The sequence below is a fragment of the Luteolibacter sp. Populi genome, from assembly GCF_040801775.1.
Taxonomy (GTDB): Bacteria; Verrucomicrobiota; Verrucomicrobiia; order Verrucomicrobiales; family Akkermansiaceae; genus Haloferula.
Genome location: NZ_CP161812.1, coordinates 180665 through 203671 on the forward strand (window position 1 = coordinate 180665; position 23007 = coordinate 203671).

Genomic DNA, 23007 nt, shown 5'->3' on the forward strand with positions numbered 1-23007 from the left:
GCTGCGGAAACGGCACCGGCAGAGCGGGTTCAGCGGGGAAAAATGGGTTTCCAAGGTCGCGGCCATTCGCCGTAAATCCAGCCATGGTGGCCTAGCGGACACGACCTTGAAAACGGATCCGCAGCCTCATCTGCGGAACATCCTGGAAAATTGAAGTCCGGGTCAGTGCCGGGCCCCCGTCGCACCGGTCCGGGGTTGCGGAAGGATCGCCGTGAAGAGGGGCAGCAGTGTGCGGTTCATGGGTAGCATCATGACGCAATCCGCGGGGGCGGCTATTCCGGGATCGCGCTTACGTGATCGCGCTAACGGAAAAGCCCGCCGGCGGGAGTCCGGCGGCGGGCTGGGAAAATGCCGTCGTCGCACCGTTGTCCTGAGAAGGCCGAAGCCCTTGTTCGCCCCATCGTTGAACATCACTCTTGGCCATCCCCACGGTTGTGGGATGTTCAAGCGATCAAGCGCCGCCTCTGAGGATTTCCAGCGGCGGATGGTGACACACGCCGCGGCTCAAAAGCAGCCCGCCAACCACCGAAAGCCCGGTCGCGGAGGCAAAAGCCCCGATCAGCAGGGCCGGGTCCGGCCAGGGGTCTCCCTTGAACAGAAAGACTGCCAGACCCGCATTCGCCCCAACCGCCAACAGCACCCCGGTAAGCGCCGAGAGTAGGCCGAGGGTGGCATATTCGATCACCAGGATCGCCCGCACCTGCCGGGCGGAGGCGCCCAAGGTGCGCAAGAGCACGCTTTCACGCAGGCGCAGGTCGCGGCCATTGAGCAGGGTGCCGATCAGGATCGGGAGGCCCGCGAGCACGGTGAAACCGGCCAGTACGGCTACCACCCCGGATATCTTCCCGAGGATATCCCGAACGGTTTCCAAGATAAGTGTAAGATCGATCGCCGAGATATTCGGAAATTGTTCGACAAGCGCGCGCTGCAATTCGCCGGAAGCGGTTGGCGTCGGAGTCTTGGTCGTCACCACGTGGAAACCCGGAGCGTCCTCCAAAACTCCAGGCGGGAAGACCATGAAGAAGTTCAGGTTGAAGCGGCTCCAATCGACTTTCCTGATACTGGTAACTCGCGCGGCGACCGGGACGCCTTGGACGTCGAGGCTGATGTCGTCGCCGACCGTGAGACCCATGTCCTTGGCGATCTGCTCTTCCAGGGAAAGCGGCACGGGACCGCCGCCGGGCGGCAGGGTCTTGGCCCATTCCCCGGCGATGATGGTTTCGGTGGGATTGAGGAAGTCGCGATACGTGGAGCGGAACTCGCGGCGGGCGACCCAGCGCGGCACGTTCTTCGCCTCGCGCACCGGCACGCCGCGGATGGATTCGATGCGCATGGTCACCATCGGCGCGGCCTCCAGCAGCGGCAGGCCCTGCTTGGAGAGCACATCCTTCACCCCCTGCACCTGGTCCGGTTGGACATCGACCAGATAGAGATTCGGGCTGTTTGCGGAATGCGAGATGTCGAGCCGCTTGCGGATCTGCTGGCCGGTGAGAAGGATTGTCACCAGCAGGAAGGTCCCGAGGCCGAGCGAGAGCAGGAAGAGCAGGGTCTGGTTGCTGGGCCGGTGGAGATTCGAGATGCCCTGGCGCAGCAGATAGGGCCAGCCCGGCCGGACCACGCGCCGCGTGATGAACATGAGCGTCCGCGCCACCAGTGCCAGGACAGCGAAGGCCGCCGCCAAACCGCCGACCAGCGCCAGCGCGCGCTTCCAATCGCGGTCCTCGTTCACCGCCAGCAGCACCAGCAGGCCGCCTAACAGAAGGTAAAGCGGCAGCGCGCGCAGCGGCCGGCCTTCCAGCGTGGCACCGCCGCGTAGCGTGACGGCTGGGGAGATACGGCGGATCTTCAGCAGTGGCAGCAGGGCGAAGCCGCAGCAAACCAGGAAGCCCGCCGCCGTGGTCTCCGCCACGACCCTCCACTCGGGCGAGGGATCGATCTCCAAGGGCATCTCCCCGCGGAAGAAATACAGCACCCCGGTCTGTAGCGCGATGCCCAGCGCCGCACCCACCAGCGCGCCGATCAGGCCGAGCGCGCCGGCTTGGGCGAAGTAGATCGCGCAGGCCAGATGCCGCGGGCAACCGAGACAGCGCAGGATCGCGATGGTCGGCACGCGGCGGCTGACGTGGGCGTGCACCGCCCCCGCCACGCCGATCGCTCCGAGCACCAGCGAAGCGAGCGCGATGATCCCGAGGAACTGTTGGAAGTTATCCAGCGCGTCGCCCAGGTTCTCGCGGCGGTCGTCGGGCGTTTCGAGTCTCCAGGGATTATCGGGAAACGAAGCCTTGATGCTGCCCTTGATCTTCTCGGCAGAGACACCCGGCTTGAGTTCCAGATGCACCGCGTGCGAGCTCATGCTGTTGGTGCCGAGCAGGCCGGATTTCTCGGCATCGGCCAAACGCACGTAGGCCTCCGGAGCAAAGCCGCTGAACCGGCTGGAGCGCGGCGCGGGTTTGTTGACGACGCCCAGGATCGGCAGCTTCAGGTCGCCCAGTTCAAGGATGTCGCCCGGCTTGGCTTGGAATTGGTCGAGCAGCGCTTGTTCCAACAGCATGCCCGGCTCGCCCTGCAGTCGCTGCCACGCATCCGCCGGTGTGGTCTCGACCTTCCCGTAGAATGGATAGGCCCCGCCGATGCCGCGGATTTGCAACAAGCGCGTCGCACCGCCCGGAAACTTCACCATCGAGGGAAAGCTGGTCTCGCGACTGACGCGCGCGGCCATGCCGGAGATCTTCGCGAAATCCTCATCGGAAATCGCGCGCCGCGAAGTGATCTGGATATCCGAGCCTAAAAGGGCCTTCGCCTGCGTGCCGATGCCCTTCTCGACGCTGGCCTTCAGCGAATGGATCGCCACCAGCGCGGCGATGCCCGAGACGATGGCCAGCGAGAAAATGACCAGCCGCAAGCGCTGCGAGCGGCTGTCCCGCCACGCCATCTTCCAGGTCCAGGGATGGAACAGCGCCGCCAGCAGATTGCCCGGCAGGGGCTTGGGATCAGCGGCTGCCATGGATTTCCTCCCCGATGATGGTTCCGCCGCTCATCTTCACCACCCGGTGTGCCTTCGCCGCCAGCGCGGGATCGTGGGTCACCAACACCAGCGAGGTGCCCGCCTCGCGATTGAGGCGGAACAGCATCTCGACGATCGGGCCGCTGGTTTCGGCATCCAGATTGCCGGTAGGCTCGTCGGCGAAGAGGATCTTGGGCCGGTGAATGAACGCCCGGGCGAGTGCCACGCGCTGCTGCTCGCCGCCGGAAAGCTGGAGCGGGTAGTGGTCGAGCCGGTCGCCGAGGCCGACTTGGCTAAGAAGTTCCGCCGCCTCCTTGTCGCGCCCGGATTCGCCGCGCAATTCCAGCGGGACCAGCACGTTCTCGATCGCAGTGAGCGTGGGAATCAGCTGGAAGCTCTGGAAAACGAAGCCGACCAGGCGGTTGCGGAGGGCGGCGCGCTGGTCCTGGCTGAGGTCTTCCATCGCGTTGCCGTCCAGCAGGACGCTGCCGCTGGTCGCATTGTCGAGTCCCGCACAGAGGCCTAGCAGGGTCGTCTTGCCGCTGCCGGATGGTCCGATGATCGCGCAGGTGTCGCCCTCCTCGAGGGAGAAGTTCACGTCGCGCAGCACGGTTAGCTCGTGGGTATGGGTGCGGTGGACCTTTTTCAGATCCCGCACTTCGAGGATGGGTCGTTTGACAGGCTTCGGCTCTTGGTTCAGGCTGGAGGGAGAAACGGATGACATCTTGGAAAACCTTTGCGTTCTGGGTGCTGCTCTTGAACTTCTCCGCACTATTCCCCGCACCTGCGCAAAATGCAAACGGTGGAAAAAAGCGGATCGTCGTTTTGGGCGATAGTATTACCGCCGGCTACGGTCTCGACCCGCAGGAAGCGTACCCGGCCTTGCTCCAAAAGAAAATCGACGCCGCCGGGCTACCCTACACCGTGGCAAATGCCGGCGTCAGCGGGGATACCACCGCGGGCGGCCTGCGGCGGATCGACTGGGCGCTGGGCAAGGACGGGGCCGAGGTGCTGGTGGTGGCACTGGGCGGAAATGACGGCCTGCGCGGCATCAAGCCCGGGCAGACCGAAGAAAATCTCGCCGGGATCATCGACAAGGCCCGGGCCAAAACGCCGGAAATGAAGGTGCTCGTCGCCGCCATGCAGATGCCGGACAACATGGGCGCGGAGTTCACCGGCAAGTTCAAGGAACTCTTCCCGAAGGTCGCGAAGGACAAGAAAGCCGAACTGGTCCCCTTCCTGTTAGACGGGGTGGGCGGAGTGGAATCCTTGAATCAGGACGACCGCATCCACCCGAACGTGGAAGGCCAGAAGAAGGTCGCGGACAACATCTGGAAGGTCCTCGAGCCGATCCTAAAAGCGGAAGAAAAAGTGCCTTGAAAGGTGGTCCGCACAGTCCTCTGTGCGGCCGAACGGTCCCCGGGGCTGGACTCTACTTCACGGATTGAGCCAAGGCTCTTTCGCCCTGCAAGGGCGACCGTAGATAGCCCCGGGTGAAACCCTGACCTTTATACACAAGTCCGCGCGGCCGTCGCTCGTCACGGCGGCGAGTGGATCACTGCTTGCCAGCACGAGGCCTCCGCTTCCGGCGTGGCACGCGTCATCCGGGCACGCGCGGGCGGGCGGTGCGGCTGAGCCGCCCGCCTTCCTCCGGGGCCCTTTCACTCGTCGTGAAAGGCGCGCCACGCGCACGCGAAGTCCCTCACCCGAGCCAGCCCCTGCCACAGGGATTGTGCACCGGGCGGCCCGTCGCCCTTGCGCCCGAGGTGGCCGCCGAGCTTGCCGACGATGCGGATGAACTCGGCAAGCGACGGCTCGCCCGCCGCCTTGTCGCGTTTGGCCACGGCGCACGCCGATCGCCACTCGGCTTCCTCGAACACGCTGCCGCAGGGCAAGTCGGGGACCACGCGCCCGAGATGAGTCAGGTAAAGGATCCGCCACGCGACCACCAGATGGATCGCCAGCGCGTTGCACAGCGCCTGCCCGCTCTTGAGCTGGATGCGTTCCACCCGGCAGCCGGTCTTGAGGACCCTATGGAAGACCTCGATGTCCCAGCGCCGCCGGTAAAGCCCGATGATCTCCAGCGCTTCTTCAAGGGTCGCCACCGGCTTGCTGGTCAACAGCAGCCAGCGCACCGGATCTTCCCCGTCCGGCGGATCGCGTTCTTCCGCCAGCACCGCCCAGAAGGAGACCCGCGGCAGCTTGACGCCCTTGCGGTAGGGCGGGCGCGGGGTGACTTCCATCACCCGCACTTCCTGGCATACCGTGCGCGCGCTGCGCTGCGAGGGCACCCGGTTGCCCTTGACCTTTTTGGTGCCCTTCCAGGCCGGCACTTCAAAGGAATGGGTGCCGAGCAGCGGTGCCGCGGCGAGCGCCGCGAAGAGCTTCGCCGGGTTATCATGCAGCGTGCCTGTCAGGGCGCGGTCCTGGTTGGCGCGGATGATCCACCCGGCGCAGGGGCCGCCCCGCTCCACGGCAGCGTGCCATGCGGCATAGAGTTCGAAGATATCGCCCTCGCGGTCGCCCACCGAGATCACCTCGCAGTCCGGCAGCAGCACGGCCACTTCATTGGTCTTTTCATAGCCTTCGACCCAGCGCCGGCTTTCCTTGTCACTACCCGGCCGCCGCTTGTGCGGGACCTTGGCATCGCCAAAGGTGGCGGGATCGCGGATGATCATCGCCGCATCGAGGGTGCCAAGCGGCAGGCCCTCGCCCGAGACCGCGTAAAGCGCGTGCAGGTAGAGACCCTTGCGGTTCTTGTCGTTGAGCGGGCCCAGACCGGTGGTGGCCGTCATGTGCGTGAAATCCAGCTCGGTGGTGTCCTGCGACACCACCACGCGGCGGTGCGCCGCGCAGCGGGCGATGGTGGCCTCGCGGTGCGGGGCCAGCACGGCCGCGGCGGTGACGTCGGGACAATTGAGCAGGCGGTAGGCCGCCGTCATCTCGCCACTGCCGCCGGTGGCGGCGGCAATGCTTTTGGAAGGAAAGGCGGCGAGCGCCGCGGCGACTTTGGGCAAGCGCCGGTCGCGCCGCGTATCCTTCAGATCCGCGTTGCCGAACTCGCCTGTAATGTCGTCAGCCACGCCAAAAATCCAACAGCGCGTGCATTGTGCAGGGCTTCAAACACTCGTACAGATTTATTTCCCGCAAACTGCACCGGCGGATTTCATGCCGGAGCGCGGACTTGTGTATAAAGGTCAGGGTGAAACCCGGGGTGTGCAATCAACGGGAGACGTGCCCTGAAAGGGCACACGTACCACGCTTTTGATCCCGGGCTCTCGCTTATGCCAAGCTCCGGATCGTGATCACCTCACCAATTCCCGCTCGCGCTTCCGCTTCGGCTGGAACGGCACCACGAAGGCATCCTCGAAATCATAGACCGCCTCGAAATCATCCATCGTATCGCTGTCCTGCTTGCCGAACATCTGCTCCTCGATCAGGTGGAAGACGATCTCGCCGATGTTGGATGTCTCGCGCAGGCCCCACTCGGTCATCAGGGTCCCGGCCATCGGCCCGAACTGCTGGACCGCGAGGTCGCGGAAGCCGAGGCAGAGTTCGGTGCCGGTCACGTGGCGGGACTCGCCATCGTTCCCGTCCGCAGCCCGTTTCAGGGTGAAGTCGAGGGCCTCTTTCAGAAAGAGGTAGGCAAGCGGATCGAAGCGCTTGTCGCGCTTGATGATCGATTCGACGGCTTGTTCGAATTGCAGTGCCTTCATCCGCACGGGAGAATGCCAGCGCGCCGCGGGCGAGTCAAAGCTGTTAGCGAGGGATCTATCGACTGTTAGGATCGGGAGCGGCTCGTGGATTCACGTAGGAAGTTCCAAGTGAAAAGTTCCAAGTCCCAAGGAAGGCAGGACCGAAGTTCCAAGTACCAAGGAACAGCCCTCGGCAGCGGCCCGCAGGGATTGTTCCTGCCTTTTTTGGGACTTGGAACTTCTTACTTGGAACTTCCCCCTTGGCACTTGGAACTTCAGTTCCCCAGCCGCTTCGCAATATCCGCCAGCACCTCGTCCAACTGCGCGGGCGAGCTGATCTTCTGCGGCTGGTCGAAGCCGACCCAGATCGCCGTGGAACCCTTCGGCCCCAAGCGCGCTAGCCAGGCATCGCGCCCCGAACCGGTGGCCCCGCCGTAGACGCGGGTGCCCGCGTTGCTTTCCAGAAGCGTCGCAGCCTCCTTGGCCGCCTGGCGGCCGATCGCGGGAGAGAGTGCCGGCTTGGCTTCATAGAGCAGCTTGCCGTCGGCAGCGGCGATCGTCTGGATCAGGAAGGGCTTCGGGCGATTGCCTTCGTTGCCAAGCGTCGCGAGGCCCGTCGCCAGTTCCATCGGCGTGGCGGCGGCGATCCCGCGGAAGAGGTCTTCGGTCTCTTGGAAGGGCCCGGTGATGCCGCAGCGCTTGGCGATCCGGGCCGTCTCCTTCGGTCCGATCTGGCGGCCGGTTTGGACCGGCTTGCCGGGCAGCACCAGCTTGCCACGCTCGGCGGCGGCGGCGGCGATCCAAGGTTCGAAGGCGGCTCCGAGATCGCGGCGCGCGCCGGTGCTGCGGTCGAAGCGCGAATCCCCGTAATCACGCCCGCCGACCAAGCCCAAGATACCGCCGGTCTTCGTCTCCAAGGTCACGGCGGCGCACTGGAGGTAGGCGGGCTCCTGGCCGGGCTGGTGCGCGCCGAGCGCCGGATACTGCCAGCTCTGCGATTGCTCGATCTTCTGCAGGGCCTCGCCGAGGTCGGTTTCGAGCCGCAGTTGCCAGCCGCTGTCGAGCGTGCTGCGCACCACCAGCCCGCCGTCCCGGATGTCCTCATCGTCGATGATCTCCTGCAGTTCCCGCTGCACGGCTTCGAGCACGTAAGTTCGCTCCGAGGTGCGCTGTTCCTGCGGGACGATCTTGACCGGCATCTTCCGGATGCGTTCGGCGTCCGCCTCGCTGACCAGCTTCATCGCCTTCATGCGGGCCAGCGTCTGCTCCTGCTGCTCCTTCGCGGCATCGGGATTGCGGAAGGGCGAGAAGATGTGCGGGCCACGGATGATGCCCACGATCATCGCGCACTCGGCCTCGTTCAACTCGGAGACCGGCTTGCCGAAGTAAGTCCGCGCGGCCTGGTCCACGCCATGGCAACCGGCGCCGAAGTAGATGCGGTTCAGGTAGTGCGCGAGGATCTCGTCCTTCTTGTAGTGCGATTCGATCCGCAGCGTCAGCGCGATCTCCAGCAGCTTGCGGTGGATCGATTTCGCCTTCAGCTGCTTGTGGTCCTCGCCGTAGGTATTGCGGGCGAGCTGCATCGTCAGGGTCGAGGCACCTTGGGTGAATTCGCCATCCTTCACGTTGCGCACCGTGGCCCGCGCGAGGCCGCGGAAATCCACTCCCCAGTGATCGAAGAAGCGGGCGTCCTCGCGGGCGCGCAGGGCATTCACCAGGAAATCCGGCAGATCCCTGCGGGTGATCAAGCGCCGGTTGTTGCCGCCCGCTCCGCCGAGCTCGCGGCCATTGCGGTCGAAGATCAGCGTCCGTGCTGGCATCTTCCCGACTTCCGAGAGATCGAAGCGCGAGGCTTCCGAGAAAAAATACAGGCAGACGATGAAGGCGATGATCGCCGCACCCATGCCCGCGAAGAACGACCAGCGCAGGAAAGTACGCAGCCACTCCGGCATCCACGCCAGCCAGGCCGGGATTTTGCGAGTCGTGCGCCAGGATGCCATTTGCGTCAGATACGAACGTTAAACTCCGGATCTGGCCCCTGACCCCCGACGCCTGGCCCCTTCTTGTACTCACTCATCGACGGGAATGGCTTTGAGCGGCGCTTCTTCCTCCTCAACGATGGGACCTTCTTCGACCGCTTGGGCCTTGGGAATTTCATCAATGGCCTGTGCCTTCGGGATTTCGGCATCGTCGGCATTCACGGCCAGGGCCTTGGCGGGATGGATCGGGCAAAGGTCGTTTGCAGCCGGCAGGATGTCTTCCGGCACGCTGTCGGTATAGGCCAGCCCCGCGGTTTCGCAACCGGCGGTGGCCCGCTTGCCGGACTCGCGGCAGAGCCGGCACTCGGTGAAGGAGAGCTGGGATTTGATGCCCTCCGCCTTGTAGCCCAGCTTGTCGGCGGTCTTCATCACCTCCACCCACACCGGCAGCGCGAGGGTTGAACCGTAGCCGCGGTCGATGGTCTTCTTGGGTGTGTCGAGGCCGACCCACACGGCGCAGGTGATGCTGGATGTGTAGCCCGCGAACCAAGCATCCCGATACTCGTTGGTGGTGCCGGTCTTGCCGCCGCAGGGCTTGTTGAAGCCGAGCGATTTCACGGAAGCGGCGGTGCCGCGCTCGGTGACTTCCCGCAGGATGTTCGAGACGGACCAAGCCGAGCCGGAGCGGGTGGCGACGTAGGAGAGCTGCGGGTTCTTGTAGAGGACATTGCCATCGCGGTCGCGGATCTCGTCGATCACCCGCGGGGCGTAGCGCACGCCGCCATTCGGGAAAATGGTGTAGGCGGAAGCGACCTCGTAGGTGCTGGCTTCCCATGAGCCGAGGAAGGAGATCGGGCTCTTCGGCATCGCCGTCTGGAAGCCCACGGACTCCGAGACCTCCGCGACCTTGTTCGATTCCCGCCCGGTTGCCCACCCGCACGGACATGGTGTTCCGGGAGCGGATCAAGCCGGTGGCAGCGGGCAGGAAGCCTCCATACTTGCCGTCCGAGTTATCCGGCGACCAGCCGCGCGCGCCCGCGATTTCGCCGCGGATCAGGCGTCCATCGTTGATCAGCGTGTCCGGCCGCAGCCCCGCATCGAAGCCTGCAAGATAGACGAAGGGCTTGAAGACCGAGCCGATCTGGCGGCGGCCTTGGATCGCACGATTGAATTTCGATTCGTCGGCATCGCGTCCGCCGACCACCGCCAGGACTGCTCCGGTCAAGTTCTCGATCGCGACCACGCTGCCTTGGATGTACTGCGGCGGGGTCTTGCCATCGGCCGGGAGTTCCTTCCACTTGGCCCGCGTCTGGTGCGGGTAGCCGGGCGAGCGCTCGACCTGGCGGAGCTTGGCATCCAGCGCTTCCTCCGCCTTTTGCTGGATCAGGTGGTCGATGGTGGTCCGGATCTTCAGGCCGCCCATCTCGATGTTTTCCTCTTCCAGGATCCGCTCGAGCTCGCGGCGGATCGCGTCCATCGCATAGCTGTCGTGGAAGATGCGCTTCCATTCGGGGCGGATGGTGATCGCTTCCTTCTTTGCGGCCTCCGCCTGGTCCGGCGGCAGGAAGCCCTCCCGCACCATGCTATCGAGCGTGGTGTCGCGCTCGTGTCTCGCCCGCCCGATGTCGTTGAAAGGGGAGAAGGCGTTCGGACCGCGGACAATGCCCGCCAGCAGCGCGGCCTCCGAGAGCGTCAGATCCTTCGCATTCTTCTCGAAGTAGGTTCGCGCCGCTTCCTCGATCCCGCGGATCGAGTGGCCCCAGAAAATCCGGTTCACGTAGTGCTGCAGGATCAACTGCTTGCCCTCGTCCCCGGGATAGGCGGACTCGATCCGGAAGGACACCGCCACCTCCAGCATCTTGCGGTCGAGTTCCTGTAGCTTCGGCGCGAAATCCAGCCACGGCAGCTTGAGCTGGAAGCTGTTGCGGGCCAGCTGCATGGTCAGCGTGGAGGCACCCTGCTCGACCCCGCCGCGCTTGAAGTTCTCCACCATCGCCCGCCCGACGCCCACCCAGTCCACGCCGCCGTGCTTGTAGAAACGTTTGTCCTCGCGCGCCACGATCGCGAAAATGAAGTCCTGCGAGACGTTCGCGATGTCCACCACGTCGCGCTTCTCGCCGTGGATCCGGCCCAGTTCCTCGCCGCGGCGGTCATAGACGATCGTCCGCTGCGGCATCTCCGCGACCTTCGCCATGTCGTAGGGCCGGGCGCGGATGTAGTAGAAAGTGCCCATGATCAGGGCGGCATACAGTCCGGCGATGGCCAGATCCCCCGCGAAGCGCAGCGGCAGGCGCATCGCCCCCGGCAGCGGCTTGATCAGGCGGTGGAAAATCAGAAAGGGCCAAAACAGAATCACCGTGCCCAGCGCGGACGGCTTGGATTCCGGGGGCTTCTTGCGGTTGGTAGAGCGCTTGTCGGCGGCTTTGCCGGTGGGTTTGCCCGGTTCCTTCGAAGGTGGATTCGGCATGGACTTGGAGAATTTACAGCGGATGATCCGCAGAAGCGATGGCGATGTGCCGACTCAGACGAAGATGGTGCACGGTATCGCTTCGACGTGTGACGAAGCGATGAAGCACAAAAGATTTTTCCATGGAATAGCCGGTGCAGCCCTCGCGGCGGCGCTGTTTTTCCCGGCGTGGGCGCGGGAGCCGGTGGCCACGATCGAGGACGTGCGCAAGCTCGAACAGAAAATCTCCGCCGTGGCAACCAAAGCGATGCCCGTGACGGTGGCCCTGATTTCCCCGGATTCCGGGGCTTCCGGCTCCGGGGTGATCACCACCGCCGACGGCCTGATTCTCACTGCCGCCCACGTCATCGAGGGCGCGGAGGAGGTCCAGGTCGTCTTTCCGGACGGTAAGCAGGTCCACGGCAAGGTCCTGGGAGCCAACCTCTCCAAGGACATCGGGATGGTCAAAATCACGGATGAAGGCCCTTGGCCCTTCATCGAGCGCGGCGAATCCAAACCCCTCCAAGCGGGCGACTGGGTGATCGCGATGGGGCATTCCGCCGGCTTCGACGCCGCGCGGACGCCGCCGGTGCGCTTCGGCCGGGTGGTCTCGGACGGCCCGGGGAATTTCATGACGACCGATTGCGCGCTGATCGGCGGCGATTCCGGCGGCCCGCTTTTCGATCTGGAAGGCCACATCGTCGGCATCAATTCCTCGATCGGCAATGCCCTCAAGAATAACAACCACGCGGGCGTGGACGGCTTCAAGGAAGACTGGGATCGCCTGATGGCCGGAGAGGTCTGGGGCGAACTCCAGATGAACCCCATGCTCAATCCGGAGCGCCCGATCCTCGGCATCGAGATGGGCAATGCGATCCGCGGCGGCGGGGTGGTGATTGCCGCCGTTTCCGCCCACGCCTCGAAGGCCGGACTGCGGCCTGGTGATATCATCGAAAACGTCGACGGCACGAAAGTCCGCGACGGTGCCTTCCTGCGGGTGTTCCTTGCCAAGAAGCAGGTCGGCGACAAGGTCAAGGTGGGCGTCAACCGCGGTGGCAATTCCGTGGAAGTCGAAGTGGAACTGATTAAGCAGGAACAACCGAAGTGAACACTTTTCCAACGATGAAGACGACTTTGATGGCGGCTTTGCTGAATGCCGCCCTGCTCGCAAGCAGCCAGGCCCAGCGCGGGCGCATGCTCGAGGATGAGCCCGAAGTGCCCCTGATGCGGCCGGAGGAAGCGCGCGAGGTGCAGAAGCAGAAAAACGAATTCTACGATACCCTGCGCCCGGTCGCCCAAACGGCCCGGCTTTCCACCGTCTGGATCTGGGCGGATACCGGCCGTGGCCGGCGTCCGGTCGGCTTCGGCACGGTCGTGGGAGATGGCACCAAGGTACTCACGAAATGGAGCGAGATCGCCATGGCCCAGGGCACGATCCTGGCCGTCGGGCACGACAGTGCCTCTGCCAAGGCCACCGTGACCGGCGTCTACCAGGACGAGGATCTCGCCATGCTCCAACTCGATGGCGCTAAATTCCCGCCGGCCGTCTTTGCCAAGGGCGAGGCCCCGAAGCTGGGCCGGATGCTGGTGGCCGCCTCCCCGGAAGAATCACCCGCCGGCGTCGGCGTGGTCTCGGTGGAAGCCCGCTCGCTGCGCGAAAAAGATCAAGCCGTCCTCGGCGTGTTTCTCGATAGCACCTACAAGGGCAGCGGAGTGAGAATCAATACCGTGGATGAGGAGAGCGGTGCCGCGGAATCGGGTTTGGAATCCGGCGATGTGATCCTGTCGGTCGGCGGACGCTCCGTGAACAGCCTCTTCGAGATGCGCAACGCCCTCGCCGGTCACGGTGTCGGCGAGACGATCGAGATCCACTACCAGCGCGACGGTAAGAACGAGGTCGCCAAAGCAGGGCTCAAGGCCAAGCGGGAGTTTGATGGCGTCCCGAACGGCCGCCTCCGCATGATGGAAAGAATGGGCCTCAAACGCCCCCCGAGCCTCGTCAGCAGCGGCTTCCCCGCCGCCATCCAGACCGATATGCCGCTCGAGAGCGACCGCTGCGGTGGACCCGTGGTGGACCTCGATGGCAAGGTCGTGGGCATTGCGATTGCCCGCCCAGGCCGCACCCGCAGCTTCATCATCCCCGCCGCCCACCTCAACCGCATCCTGGCATCCGACCCCACCACCGTCGATGGTGCCCGGGCTGCCATGGCCGCACGCGATGAGGAGGCCCGCCAAGCGGTCGCCAGCAACGAGGACGGCGAGGCCGGTCCCAAACCCCGCGTCATTCCCATGAAGCCCGGCTCGGCCGACCGCCTGCGCCGCAATCTGGAAGACATGGAGCGCCTGATGGACCGGATGAAGGAAGAGATGCAGGGCATCGACGAGTAAGCTCAGGACACGGTTGGGAAGTCGCGCAGCGACCGCGGACTGCGGCAGCCTCCTGCCGTGATGCCCCAAGGACGGCTCTACCGCTGGGAGTGCGGAGCCACCGGCCCGCAGAACGGTCCCTGCCACTCCGGCTCCAGGGACAGGCACGCAGCAAAGCGACGGCGCTATCCACACCTTCCGGAATTGCCAAACAACAAAGGCACCCTCCGTGGAACAGTGCCTTCACGCACTCTGACGCTCGCGCGTTACCCCCTCACTTCCGGTCCTTCGCCCGCTGATACCGTGACCTCCGCTCCGTATCCTCCGGTTCCTGCGCCGTCACCGCCGGCTTGTCCTCGGGATGCACGGGAACTTGGATCTCGGCAGGCTTCACCACCTTCACCTTCTTCGGCTTCACCACTTTCTGGCGCTTGGAGAAGTCGGGCAATCCCGGCAAAGGCAGCTTCCAACCGGTCCGGGTCATCAGCGCCTCCGTGACCAAAACCACCAGCATCCCGAGCGCAATCCACATCCGCAGCGAAACATCCTGCCGCGTCGGCGGACGCAGCCAAGCCTTCGAAAGATCGATCAATTCCCGCCCGCTGCTCTGCGCCGAAACCGTGCGCAGCTCCGCCAAACGCTCCGGCTCGAAAGACCATTCCACCGAAGCCCCCACGGTGATCGGGCCGAAGGGCAGCGCGTGCTCACCCACCTGAATCGCGCCGCGAATCACCGAGCCTTCGTCAAGATCGCGGGTCACCGTGAAGTGACCCGGCGCGATCCGCTTCCACGGCACATCGAAGGGCGTGGCACCGGGCCCGCTCTCCATCATCCGCAGCCGCGGCGGCGAGGCGGAAAGCTTCTGCGACCACATCTCGGGATCGTAGAGCAGATCGAGCGTCAGCCGCGTGCCGTCGAGACGGTGCTTCAGGCCGATCCCCGGCGGCAGATCGAGGCCCATCAGCCAGCGCGTCATCGTCTGGACGAAGTCGCCATAGCCCTTCCAATCGCGGATATCCTTCGAAAACTCGCCGCCCAGGGGAAACGAAACCGCGGCGCTCCGGCCAAGACCGCGGCGGGCATGCGCGACCAGCGGCGCCACATACTCGTCCTTGCTCACCAGCGAAGTGGTCGCGTCCTCGCGGGCATACGAAAGATTGTAGCCGTCCACTTGCGGCAGCCAGTCGAGCGGCTTCGGCGAGATCTCCGTCCAGCGCCCGCTCGGCTGCGCACCCACCGGATCCTCGACGAAGGCCGAGCGCGCGATCGTCACGGTCTCCTGCGCGAAAATCTTCGGAATATCCATCGGCCGGTCGGTGAAGAAGACCCGGCCCCCTCCGCGCTTGGCGATGTCCTCGATCAAGGCGGAATCGACATCCTTCGGCGTGCCGAGACCGATCACCGAGACGGTCGCGCCCTCCTTCTGCATCTCCGCCAGCAGGCGCTTGTAGTCGCCCGGTTCCTCGGTGTCGTTCGCATCCGTGAAGAGGATCACGTGACGGGTGCCGACGTTGATGCCCTTCAATTCGTCCCAAGCGGCCTTCAATCCCTCATAGACGAAGATGCCGCCGCCCTGCGATTGGACCTTGCGAACCCGCGCCTGCATGGCGGCCTGGTTCGCCTTCACCTGGGTCATCGGGATCACCGCCTCCGGCTGGCTATCGACGGCGAAAACGCAGACGTGATCCATGGCCCCGAGCAGGCCGATCGCCTCCGCGGCACCGGCGTTGGCCAGGTCCATCTTCTTCAAGTCCTTGCCGCCCGCACCGGGGCCCACGCTCACCGACATCGAGCCCGAGCGGTCGAGCACGACCGCCAGCGCCACGGCCAGCTTGCGATGCTCGCTCTTCAACTCCATCGACACCGGCAGCAGCGGATCGATCGATGAATGGAAGTAACCGCCGGAGCCGAAGGACTGCTTGCCGCCGGCCATCAGGAAACCGCCGGCCTGCTCACGCACGAAGAAGTCCAGCGCGTTCATGAAGTCCTGCGGGACCTCGAAGGCCGGCACGTTGTTGAAGATCACCGCCCGCGCGCCCGTCAGCCGGCCCGGCTGGAGCTGCGACGGCTCGACGGTCTCCACGGTGAAGTCGAGCGAGGACAACACCTTCGCCACCGGATCGTCCGTATATTTGGTCACCAGCAGCACCCGCGGCCCGCCGGTGATCTCGATCCAGCGCGAGGCCTTGTTGTTGCCCATGTGCGCATCCTTCAAGCCGGAGGCGCTATCCACGGCCACCTCCGCCTCATACTGGTAGGCACCGGAGCGGGGGATGCGGTCGGTGAATTCCGCGCGACCCACGCCATTCACCAGCTTGACCGTGGTCTCGGTCAGCGTCTGCCTGCCGCGCCGCAGCGTCAGCTTCACATCCGCATCGGAGGACCCGCGGACGGTGGCCGCGATCAAGAAAGGCTCGCCCGCCTGGACCCGCTCCGGCAGCTCGATCCGCGAAAGCCGGAAGTCGTCCAGCGTTTCCTCCCGCACCAAGCGGAAGTCGAGCGGGATGCCGCGCGCCGCAAGCTCCTCCGCCGCCTCGTGCAGCGGCTCGGTCGCGAAGCCATCGGTGAAAACCAGCACCCGCGAGGGCCGCTTCTCGCTGGCCAGCGCCGCCACATGCGAGATCGCCAGTCCGGTGCGGGTCAATTTGCGGGAGCCGGTATAACTCGCGCCATCGGTGCCGGTCTCGACGATCTCGCCGCCGTAGTCGAAGTAGTAGACCTTGTCGCGCCGGCTGGGAGCGGAGTTTTCCAAGAGCCGCTTCCACTCGGGCAGGCCCTTGTCCACCAGATCCTCGGTCGAGTCGGAACGGTCTAACAGAACCCACAGGTCCATCGCGTCCTCCTGCACGTTGACCTTCGGATCGGCCAGTCCGAAGGCCGCCAGCAGGATCAGCAGCGCGCGCAACGGCGACCACAGCCGCAGGCTTTTCCAGAACCAGCCCGCGAACAGACAGGCCGGGATGATCAGGAACCACTCTGGAGAACCGAAAGTCATGGAATCAACCAATGGTAAAAGGGCCGCGGAGCATTCTCATCGGCAAGCTTGTAGGAACCGTTGACCCGCGCTTGCTCCCAACTACCGCCGTGCTTTTCAGCCAGCCGGACTTCGATCCGCGCGGGCCGGGTGGTGTCGATGAAGCCGGTGCACTTCACCGGCGCGGCACCGCTGCCCTTGGCCTTGCGATAGACGGCCACCTCGTCGGCATTCGTGACCTGTCCCGGCTTGGCTCCGACCAGCCAGTACCTGGCGGCGTCGCTGGAAAAGAAGGCGCGCTTGGACACCGTGACCGATTGGTCCTTGTGGCGCAGTGCCCGCGAGTTCCCGCAACTGCTGGCCAGCAGTGGCAGCACGCAGAGCAGGACGGAGGCGGCGGGGAAGGGGATTTTCATGCGGGGTTCCCTTGCGGCGGGGCGGGGACAACTTGGGCCTTGCGGGCCTCCCGTTCACGCGTGAAATGCCACGAAATCAGGAGCGCGGCCAGCAGCAAGAGGAACCACGCCCGCCACCACTGGTCCTCGTCGGTATTGCGTTCCACGGCAGCCGCCGAGCCCTGCGCCAGCGTGTTCGCCGGATCGCAGGCGCGGAAGTCGGCCTCCCGGGTGTCGGCAAAATAGACGCTGGCCTCCAACAGGCTGGTCTCGCCCTGGCGGACGCGCAGGAAGCCGGAGTCCAGCGGCGCTTCCAATCTCACGCTGGCAGAGGCAGGGAGGTTCTCCGTGGAAATTACTTTCCCCGCCAGATCGACCGTCTCGATCTTCAGTTCCGGCGCATCCTTCGCGGCGCTTGCGGCGAGCGTCACCGGCTGGCCGGTCTCGAGATTCTCCGTGGCAGGCGCGATCTTGGCCGCGCGCAATTCCTCAGCGAAGCGATGCAGCATCACGATGAAGGCCGGCTGCGTGGAAGCGTTCGAAAGCCGCAGGTCGAAGTTGAAGCAGAGCTGCCGCGAGGCTGGGGTTTCCGCGGTCGCCGCCGTTTCACGCAGGAAGATTAGCGCCCGCGGACCCTGCCACAGCAGCACCGTGTCCGAGTCCCGCCGCTGGATCTGGATCGCCTCGCGCACCAGCAGCGATTGCCAGTTCAGGCCGTCGATCAGGGGGTGCTTCTCCGCGATGATCCCGCCTTTGAGATAAGCTCCGCTGCGGGTGTCGTCGCGGACGAAGACCACCGCATTGCCCGTCGCCGAGACCGGGTCGAGCGGATCGTAGGAAAGGATGGTAAGGTCCGCGCTGGCAGTGTCGTTCACCGCATGGGTCGCGGCCAGCGAGCGGATCAGCTTGGTGGAAAGCGCCTCGTAGGCCTCGCCGGTCGCCGCGAAGAGCGCCAGCGACTTCGGCTGCGGCGCGACCATCGGCAGGCTGTCGTCCAGCGTGAAGGCATCCGCGGAAAGCACCAGCCGGGCCCGCTGCGCTCCCTCCGGAAAAGCCGCCTGCAGGGTGATCATCAAGCCTGCATCGATCTCGAAAGACTTCGGCTCGGTCTTGCCACCGCCGGGAAGTTCCAACTGCCAGGTCCGCGAAGTCCGATCTTTGCCGTAGTTGCGGACCATCGCCTGCCAGATCACCGCCCCTTCCTTCTCGCCGATCGTCACGCCGGTGAAGCCGACATTCTCGATCTTCTCCCCCAGTGATAGCACCCGCGCATTGAAGGGCGGCGTCTCCATCGGCGTGTCCGTCACGTAGACCACGATTCCATCCCGCGAGACCAGCGAGCGCGCGAGCCGCAGCGCGTAGGAAGGATCGGTCAGGCCCGCCCGCGGCTTCCAAGCATCCAGCGCCAGGCCGAATTCCTCCGCCGAGGAACCCGCATACAGCCGCGGCTTGCCCGGCGTGCTCTCCAACAAGGTCAATTCAAGCGCCGCCGCCGCTCCCTGCAATTCAGGCAAGGAGGCCACCAGCTTCTCCTTCAGCTTGTCCTTGCCCACCGCCATCGAGGCCGAGGAATCCAGCACGATCGCGACCCGCTGCGTGCTCTTCGGCTTCTGGTAGCGCGGCTCCGCCAGCAGCCAGGTCAGCAGCAGCACCCCCAGCAACTGCATCCACAGCGGCACCGAATTCATCAGCCGGTCCAGCCGTCGCCCGCTCGCCGACTCCCGCTGCGTCTTCTCTAACAGGAACAGCGTCGACATCGGCAGGATCACCGCCTGGCGTTGCAGGAAATGAATCGCCAGCACCGCGGGAATCCCGAGGAGCGCCCAAAGGCCGGCAGGGTTGGCAAGGGTCAGCATCGATTAAGAGGGCAGGAAAGGTCGCTCTCCGCGGCGTTCATGGCTTTGCAGGTGCTCCGCCAGAGCCGCGGCACAACGGGCCTCGAAATCTTCCCGCGGCATGTCCCAACAACAATCTTCTTCCGACAGCAAATCCGCGATCGGTTCCGGGAAATCTGCTGGGGCTGACCTGGAGGGCCGGGGAATCCAAATCTGAAACAGAAGTCTAAGAGCCTTCTTGAAGTCGATCAACTGCCGTTCGAAGGCCGCGGCGACCAGCGCGATTCTCTGCCCGGTCGTCAAGGGTTGGAGCATTTGGGGCCTGATGATTGCGGCGTAGTCAGTCGAATCGCGGCTCTTCAAGCTCGAAAGCTCAATCAGCCAATAAGGCGGCGGGTCAATCGCCATGATCTTCTCATCCGCCCAACGCTCGATTTTCTCTGGAGATACGGTGCTTCGCAGGGCCGCCTCATAAACCCAAGCCGCCTCATCCAGTAATTGAATCGCCTCACGAAGATTCTCCTTCGCCTCCTCCCGGCTTTCCCCCTGGCCATTCGCACCGGCCACTTCGGGACAGGAGGCCCAAAAGCCTCCCTCCTCGGCAACTTCAACGATGGCGGTGAATTCTCCGTTCATTGGGGTGAAAGTCGCGACCCGGGATGGCTGCCGAATCGCAGCTCTTCCCATCTGAAATCTTAAATCTTAAATCTGAAATTCGATTCTCCGCTTTGGCACTTGGTCCTTCTCACTTGGAACTTCGCAATCTTGGCACTTGGTCCTTCTCACTTGGAACTTCACAATCTTGGCACTTGGTCCTTCTCACTTGGAACTTCAATTCGCCGTCTCCAACGCCCCGCTCGGCAGTGCCTCCGCGAACAAGGAAGTTTGAAAATCCACATCGCACGCAACCCGCGCCATCTTGCACTGGTGACGGCGCGTGGCGGTTTTCCAAAACGCGAAGTGGTTGGTGTAGCTTTCCTTGTATCGCTTCAGCACGGACGGCTCGATGCGGTGATGATGCCGCGAGTTCCGCTCCGCATCCACGAATTCGTAGTTGCCCGCCCATTCCGGGGTCGCCTCGGATTGCAGGAAGGGCACCAGCAGGATCGGGCTGCCTTGGCGGGCCGCCAGCAGGCGGATCACCGGTTCCGGGTCGCCGGGAAAGAGCAGGTCCGAGATCAGGACCCGGATCGCATTCCCGCGGAAGGGGATGCGGGAAAGGTCCGGCGGCAGCGCCGGGTCGCTCGCCTTCATCGAGCGCGCATCATCGAGCCAGCGGTGCGCCGCGATGATCTCAGAGGGCAGGGGCCGCACCGAATCGCCCCGCACCAGGTGCACGCTGGTCGCCGCACCGGAACGCCGTGCGGATTCGACCGCGAAGCAGAACAACTCCGCCACCCGCTCCGCCTTCTTCGGGTCAAAGAACATCGACTCGGAAGCATCCAGCACCACATCGACCACCGGCCGCACTTCCTCGCGGTAGAGCTTCATCGTGTACTGGCCGGTGCGGGCGTAGGCCTGCCAGTTGATGTGGCGCGGGTCATCGCCCGGCACGTAATTGCGGTGATCCTGGAAATCGAGCGAGGATCCCACGCCCGCGCCTTGGAATTCGCCCGCCTGACCCTTCCACACGCGCGAACGCAGCGGCAGTCTCAAGCGACCCGTGGCGGCGAGCGCCCGGGCGTGGCAGCGGGATAGTTCGTCGCGGGTCATGGGGCGGTGTCGGGCACGGGTTGGGCGTCGGCATCTTCCTCGATCTCGCGCAGCGCCGCGAATTTCCGCACGGCGAAGACCAGCAGCACCGCGAGGTAGGTTCCCGTGGTGATCAGTCCGGTGATCACCACCGGCACGTAGTTGGGCGCGCCGGTGGTCGGTCTGCCATCACGCAGGACGGCGTAGAAGTCATCCTGAATCATCTTCGCCAGCAGCATCTTCACCGGCGGGATCCATGAGAAGTACCAGAGGAACTTCGGGGATTCCACATACTCGGTGATGAACCACTGGCTGATCATCGCAAGCCCCAGCGTGAGCCCGCCCAAGATCACGGCGATGAACAGGTAGAAAGCGAAGGCGTGGCGGACCTTCGCCGAGAAGATCCGCAGGACCACCGCCGGCAGGAGCAAGGTGCCGGTAAAGGCCAGCATCGTGACATCCTGCATCCGCGCCCGGTCGATCCCCGGCATGTAACCCGGATTCAAGGCTTGAAGGCCGAAGTGTACCGCCGCGCCTAACCCTAACAGCAATGCGGTGAACAAGATCCCCGAAGGCCAGCCCGGATAGAAAAATCGCCCGGCAAGTTTTCCCGCGGCCCCGTATTTCAGGAAAGGCCGGCAGACCGGCGGCAGCAGTTCGAAAGGCTCGGTCAGCGCGAAGGCAATCGCCGGCACCGAGAACAGCACCAGCAGGACGCAAACCGAGGCGCGATCGAAGTCTCCCCCCCAGGCGATCACCGCAAGCGCCAGCACCGCGGCGATGGCTGCCACGCGGCGGGCCGTGCTGTGATTCTCCGCCATCGGCGCGATCATCGAGGTTCCGGAGGCCAGCGCGAACCAGCCGCCATAGACGCCGGTGAGAATCCCCGCCAGCAGGCCCCAGCCCATGCCCTCCTTCTGCAAGGAGCAGAATTCGATCATCTCGTGGAACCCGTCGTCGAAGATCGCACCGAAGATGCCCATCGCGATCCCGATCGCCACCACCAGCGGCACCAGTCCGCGCACCAGGATCGGCGCGATCGCGGAAATCCCCACCGTGAAGGCCGTGAAGATCGCCGAGCCGAGAAACACCAGGCCGAGCAGCAGCAGCTCGGCGAACAGGTTCATCCCGCCGAAGAAGTAGCGCAGGATCAGATAGGGTGCGATGGCCGTCAGCAGCAGCGCCGATTGGCTGACGATCGCGACCCACTTGCCCAGCACGATCCGCCAGGCCCCGAGCCGCGTCAGCACCATCAGGTCGATCGTGTTGCCCTTGATCTCATTGTGCAGCGCACCGACCCCCCGCAGCGGCTGCACCAGCAGCACCGCCATCGAGAAGAACAGGAAGATCACCTTGCTCACCACCTGACCGGCCCCCTCGGGTGAGGCCGCGCTGATCCCGATCAGAAGCACCACCGCCAGCAGCGCCTGCAAGGTCAGGAAGACGATCACGAAGGTCTTCGCCCGCAGACCTTGCCGGAGCTCCTTCACTAGCATCGGCGAAAGCTTGTCGCTGAAATCGTCGAAACGGCCCATCACCTCCGAATCCATCGGCGGCGGTTTGGCGGCGGCTGCTGCGGCGGGGACGCTCATGATTCAGTTCGGGCTGTCCGAAGGCGTGAAGGCGGGCATCTGCGGTTTCACTACCGTCGGCAGGGCGCCCTCGCCGCGGTCGATCCGGCCGAGCATGTCGATGAAGGCGTCCTCGAGGTTCCGCTGCTCCTTGTGGAATTCCACGACCTGCAGGCCGTCCTTCATCATCCGGCGCAGCACGTCCGCGGCCCGCACCGGATCGTCCGCCTCGATCCGGATCCGGCCGCCGGCCTTGCGGGATTCCAGGAATTCGACATGCGGGTTGATCACGCACCAGTCCGCGACCGCCTGCGGGTCGCCGATGACCTGGATGTCGTAGAGCATCCCGCCGTGGGAATCGGTGCCCTGCTTGAGCGTCTCCGCATCGCCATGGTGGACGATCCGCCCGCCGTTCACGAAGAGCAGCGAATCGCACATCTCGCCCAACTCGGAAAGGATGTGGGAGGAAATGAAGATCGTCTTGCCCTCCTGCGCCAGCACCCGGATCAGGTGCTTCAATTCCACCCGCGCCTTCGGATCGAGACCCGCGGCGGGCTCGTCCATGATCAGCACCTGCGGATCGTGGAGCAGCGCGCGACCGAGGCAGAGGCGCTGGGTCATGCCCTTGGAGAGCTTGTTAGAGAAGCGCTCGGCCAGCGGCACCAGGTCGGTGAATTCCATCACCTCCTGCACCCGCGTCTTGCGCTCCTTGCCCTTGTAGCCGAAGGCCCGCGCGTAGAAGTCGAGATACTCCAGCACCGTCATGTGCTCGTAGTTGCCGAAATGGTCCGGCATCCAGCCGATCAAGCGCCGCACTTCCTCGGGGTGGTGCACCACGTTGATCCCGCAGATCTCCGCCACGCCCATCGTCGGGTAGTCCAGCGACGCGAGGATCCGCATCGTCGTGGTCTTGCCCGCACCGTTCGCGCCGACGAAGCCGCAAACCGACCCGTGGGGAATCTCGAAGCTGATTCCGTTCACCGCCTTCAGTTGCCCGAAGTAGCGATACAGATTGTGAACCTTGATGGCTGTCTCTGACATGGGAAAGA

Annotated in this window: 15 protein-coding genes and 3 pseudogenes; 3 read left to right on the forward strand and 15 right to left on the reverse strand. The window is 64.6% G+C overall.

Translation table 11 applies throughout. The annotated features are described in order from the left end of the window. Positions 1-451 precede the first annotated feature (451 nt). On the reverse strand, positions 452-3004 hold the full coding sequence (locus ABWK72_RS00665; protein ID WP_367872848.1) for an ABC transporter permease: 2553 nt from the start codon (positions 3002-3004) through the stop codon (positions 452-454). Then, positions 2991-3728, reverse strand: coding sequence for an ABC transporter ATP-binding protein (locus ABWK72_RS00670; protein WP_367872849.1), 738 nt, complete (start codon positions 3726-3728; stop codon positions 2991-2993). The genes ABWK72_RS00665 and ABWK72_RS00670 overlap by 14 nt, the downstream gene beginning before the upstream one ends. Between ABWK72_RS00670 and ABWK72_RS00675 the strand changes: the two genes are divergently transcribed. Further along, positions 3722-4384, forward strand: a complete 663-nt coding sequence (locus tag ABWK72_RS00675; protein WP_367872850.1) for an arylesterase — start codon at positions 3722-3724, stop codon at positions 4382-4384. The two genes, ABWK72_RS00670 and ABWK72_RS00675, sit on opposite strands and share 7 nt — an antisense overlap. Before the next feature lie 281 nt (positions 4385-4665). Here ABWK72_RS00675 and ABWK72_RS00680 read toward each other — a convergent pair whose 3' ends face one another. From ABWK72_RS00680 to ABWK72_RS00705, 6 genes and pseudogenes are all read right to left on the reverse strand, one after another. Further along, positions 4666-6087, reverse strand: coding sequence for an IS4 family transposase (locus tag ABWK72_RS00680; protein WP_367870643.1), 1422 nt, complete (start codon positions 6085-6087; stop codon positions 4666-4668). A 222-nt stretch (positions 6088-6309) separates the two neighbouring features. Next, positions 6310-6720: a Minf_1886 family protein gene (locus ABWK72_RS00685; protein WP_367872851.1), complete on the reverse strand. Its 411-nt coding sequence runs from the start codon at positions 6718-6720 to the stop codon at positions 6310-6312. A 254-nt stretch (positions 6721-6974) separates the two neighbouring features. Beyond that, on the reverse strand, positions 6975-8699 hold the full coding sequence (locus tag ABWK72_RS00690; protein ID WP_367872852.1) for a transglycosylase domain-containing protein: 1725 nt from the start codon (positions 8697-8699) through the stop codon (positions 6975-6977). A 69-nt stretch (positions 8700-8768) separates the two neighbouring features. Beyond that, positions 8769-8900 (reverse strand): hypothetical protein, encoded by a 132-nt coding sequence (locus tag ABWK72_RS00695; protein ID WP_367875387.1) that lies wholly within the window; start codon positions 8898-8900, stop codon positions 8769-8771. A gap of 264 nt (positions 8901-9164) precedes the next feature. Next, positions 9165-9545, reverse strand: a pseudogene (locus tag ABWK72_RS00700) (penicillin-binding transpeptidase domain-containing protein); the annotation flags it as partial. Between the two features lie 37 nt (positions 9546-9582). Continuing rightward, positions 9583-11145 (reverse strand): annotated as a pseudogene (locus ABWK72_RS00705) (transglycosylase domain-containing protein); the annotation flags it as partial. Positions 11146-11167: 22 nt separating this feature from the next. Between ABWK72_RS00705 and ABWK72_RS00710 the strand changes: the two are divergent. Continuing rightward, positions 11168-12232, forward strand: a complete 1065-nt coding sequence (locus ABWK72_RS00710; RefSeq protein WP_367872853.1) for a S1C family serine protease — start codon at positions 11168-11170, stop codon at positions 12230-12232. A gap of 14 nt (positions 12233-12246) precedes the next feature. After that, the gene (locus tag ABWK72_RS00715) at positions 12247-13512 is read left to right on the forward strand and encodes a PDZ domain-containing protein (RefSeq protein ID WP_367872854.1); all 1266 of its coding nucleotides are present in this window, start codon (positions 12247-12249) and stop codon (positions 13510-13512) included. 253 nt (positions 13513-13765) lie between these two features. On the opposite strand, the gene ABWK72_RS00720 is transcribed toward ABWK72_RS00715, so the two are convergent. From ABWK72_RS00720 to ABWK72_RS00750, 7 genes and pseudogenes are all read right to left on the reverse strand, one after another. Continuing rightward, positions 13766-16486 carry a VWA domain-containing protein gene (locus tag ABWK72_RS00720; RefSeq protein WP_367872855.1) on the reverse strand — a complete coding sequence of 907 codons (2721 nt, stop codon included), beginning with the start codon at positions 16484-16486 and terminating at the stop codon, positions 13766-13768. Further along, complete coding sequence (locus ABWK72_RS00725) at positions 16483-16881, reverse strand: hypothetical protein (RefSeq protein WP_367872856.1); 399 nt, start codon at positions 16879-16881, stop codon at positions 16483-16485. The genes ABWK72_RS00720 and ABWK72_RS00725 overlap by 4 nt, the downstream gene beginning before the upstream one ends. After that, positions 16878-18716, reverse strand: a complete 1839-nt coding sequence (locus ABWK72_RS00730) for a BatA domain-containing protein (RefSeq protein ID WP_367872857.1) — start codon at positions 18714-18716, stop codon at positions 16878-16880. Before ABWK72_RS00730 ends, ABWK72_RS00725 begins: the two co-directional genes overlap by 4 nt. Positions 18717-19181: 465 nt before the next feature. Next, a pseudogene (locus tag ABWK72_RS00735) lies at positions 19182-19331 on the reverse strand (type II toxin-antitoxin system HicB family antitoxin); the annotation flags it as partial. A 195-nt stretch (positions 19332-19526) separates the two neighbouring features. Then, positions 19527-20408, reverse strand: a complete 882-nt coding sequence (locus ABWK72_RS00740) for a DUF58 domain-containing protein (RefSeq protein ID WP_367872858.1) — start codon at positions 20406-20408, stop codon at positions 19527-19529. Beyond that, the gene (locus ABWK72_RS00745; RefSeq protein ID WP_367872859.1) at positions 20405-21979 is read right to left on the reverse strand and encodes a hypothetical protein; all 1575 of its coding nucleotides are present in this window, start codon (positions 21977-21979) and stop codon (positions 20405-20407) included. Before ABWK72_RS00745 ends, ABWK72_RS00740 begins: the two co-directional genes overlap by 4 nt. Before the next feature lie 3 nt (positions 21980-21982). After that, a complete protein-coding gene (locus ABWK72_RS00750) occupies positions 21983-22999 on the reverse strand; it encodes an ABC transporter ATP-binding protein (protein ID WP_367872860.1) in 1017 nt (338 codons plus the stop codon). Positions 23000-23007: the final 8 nt, after the last annotated feature.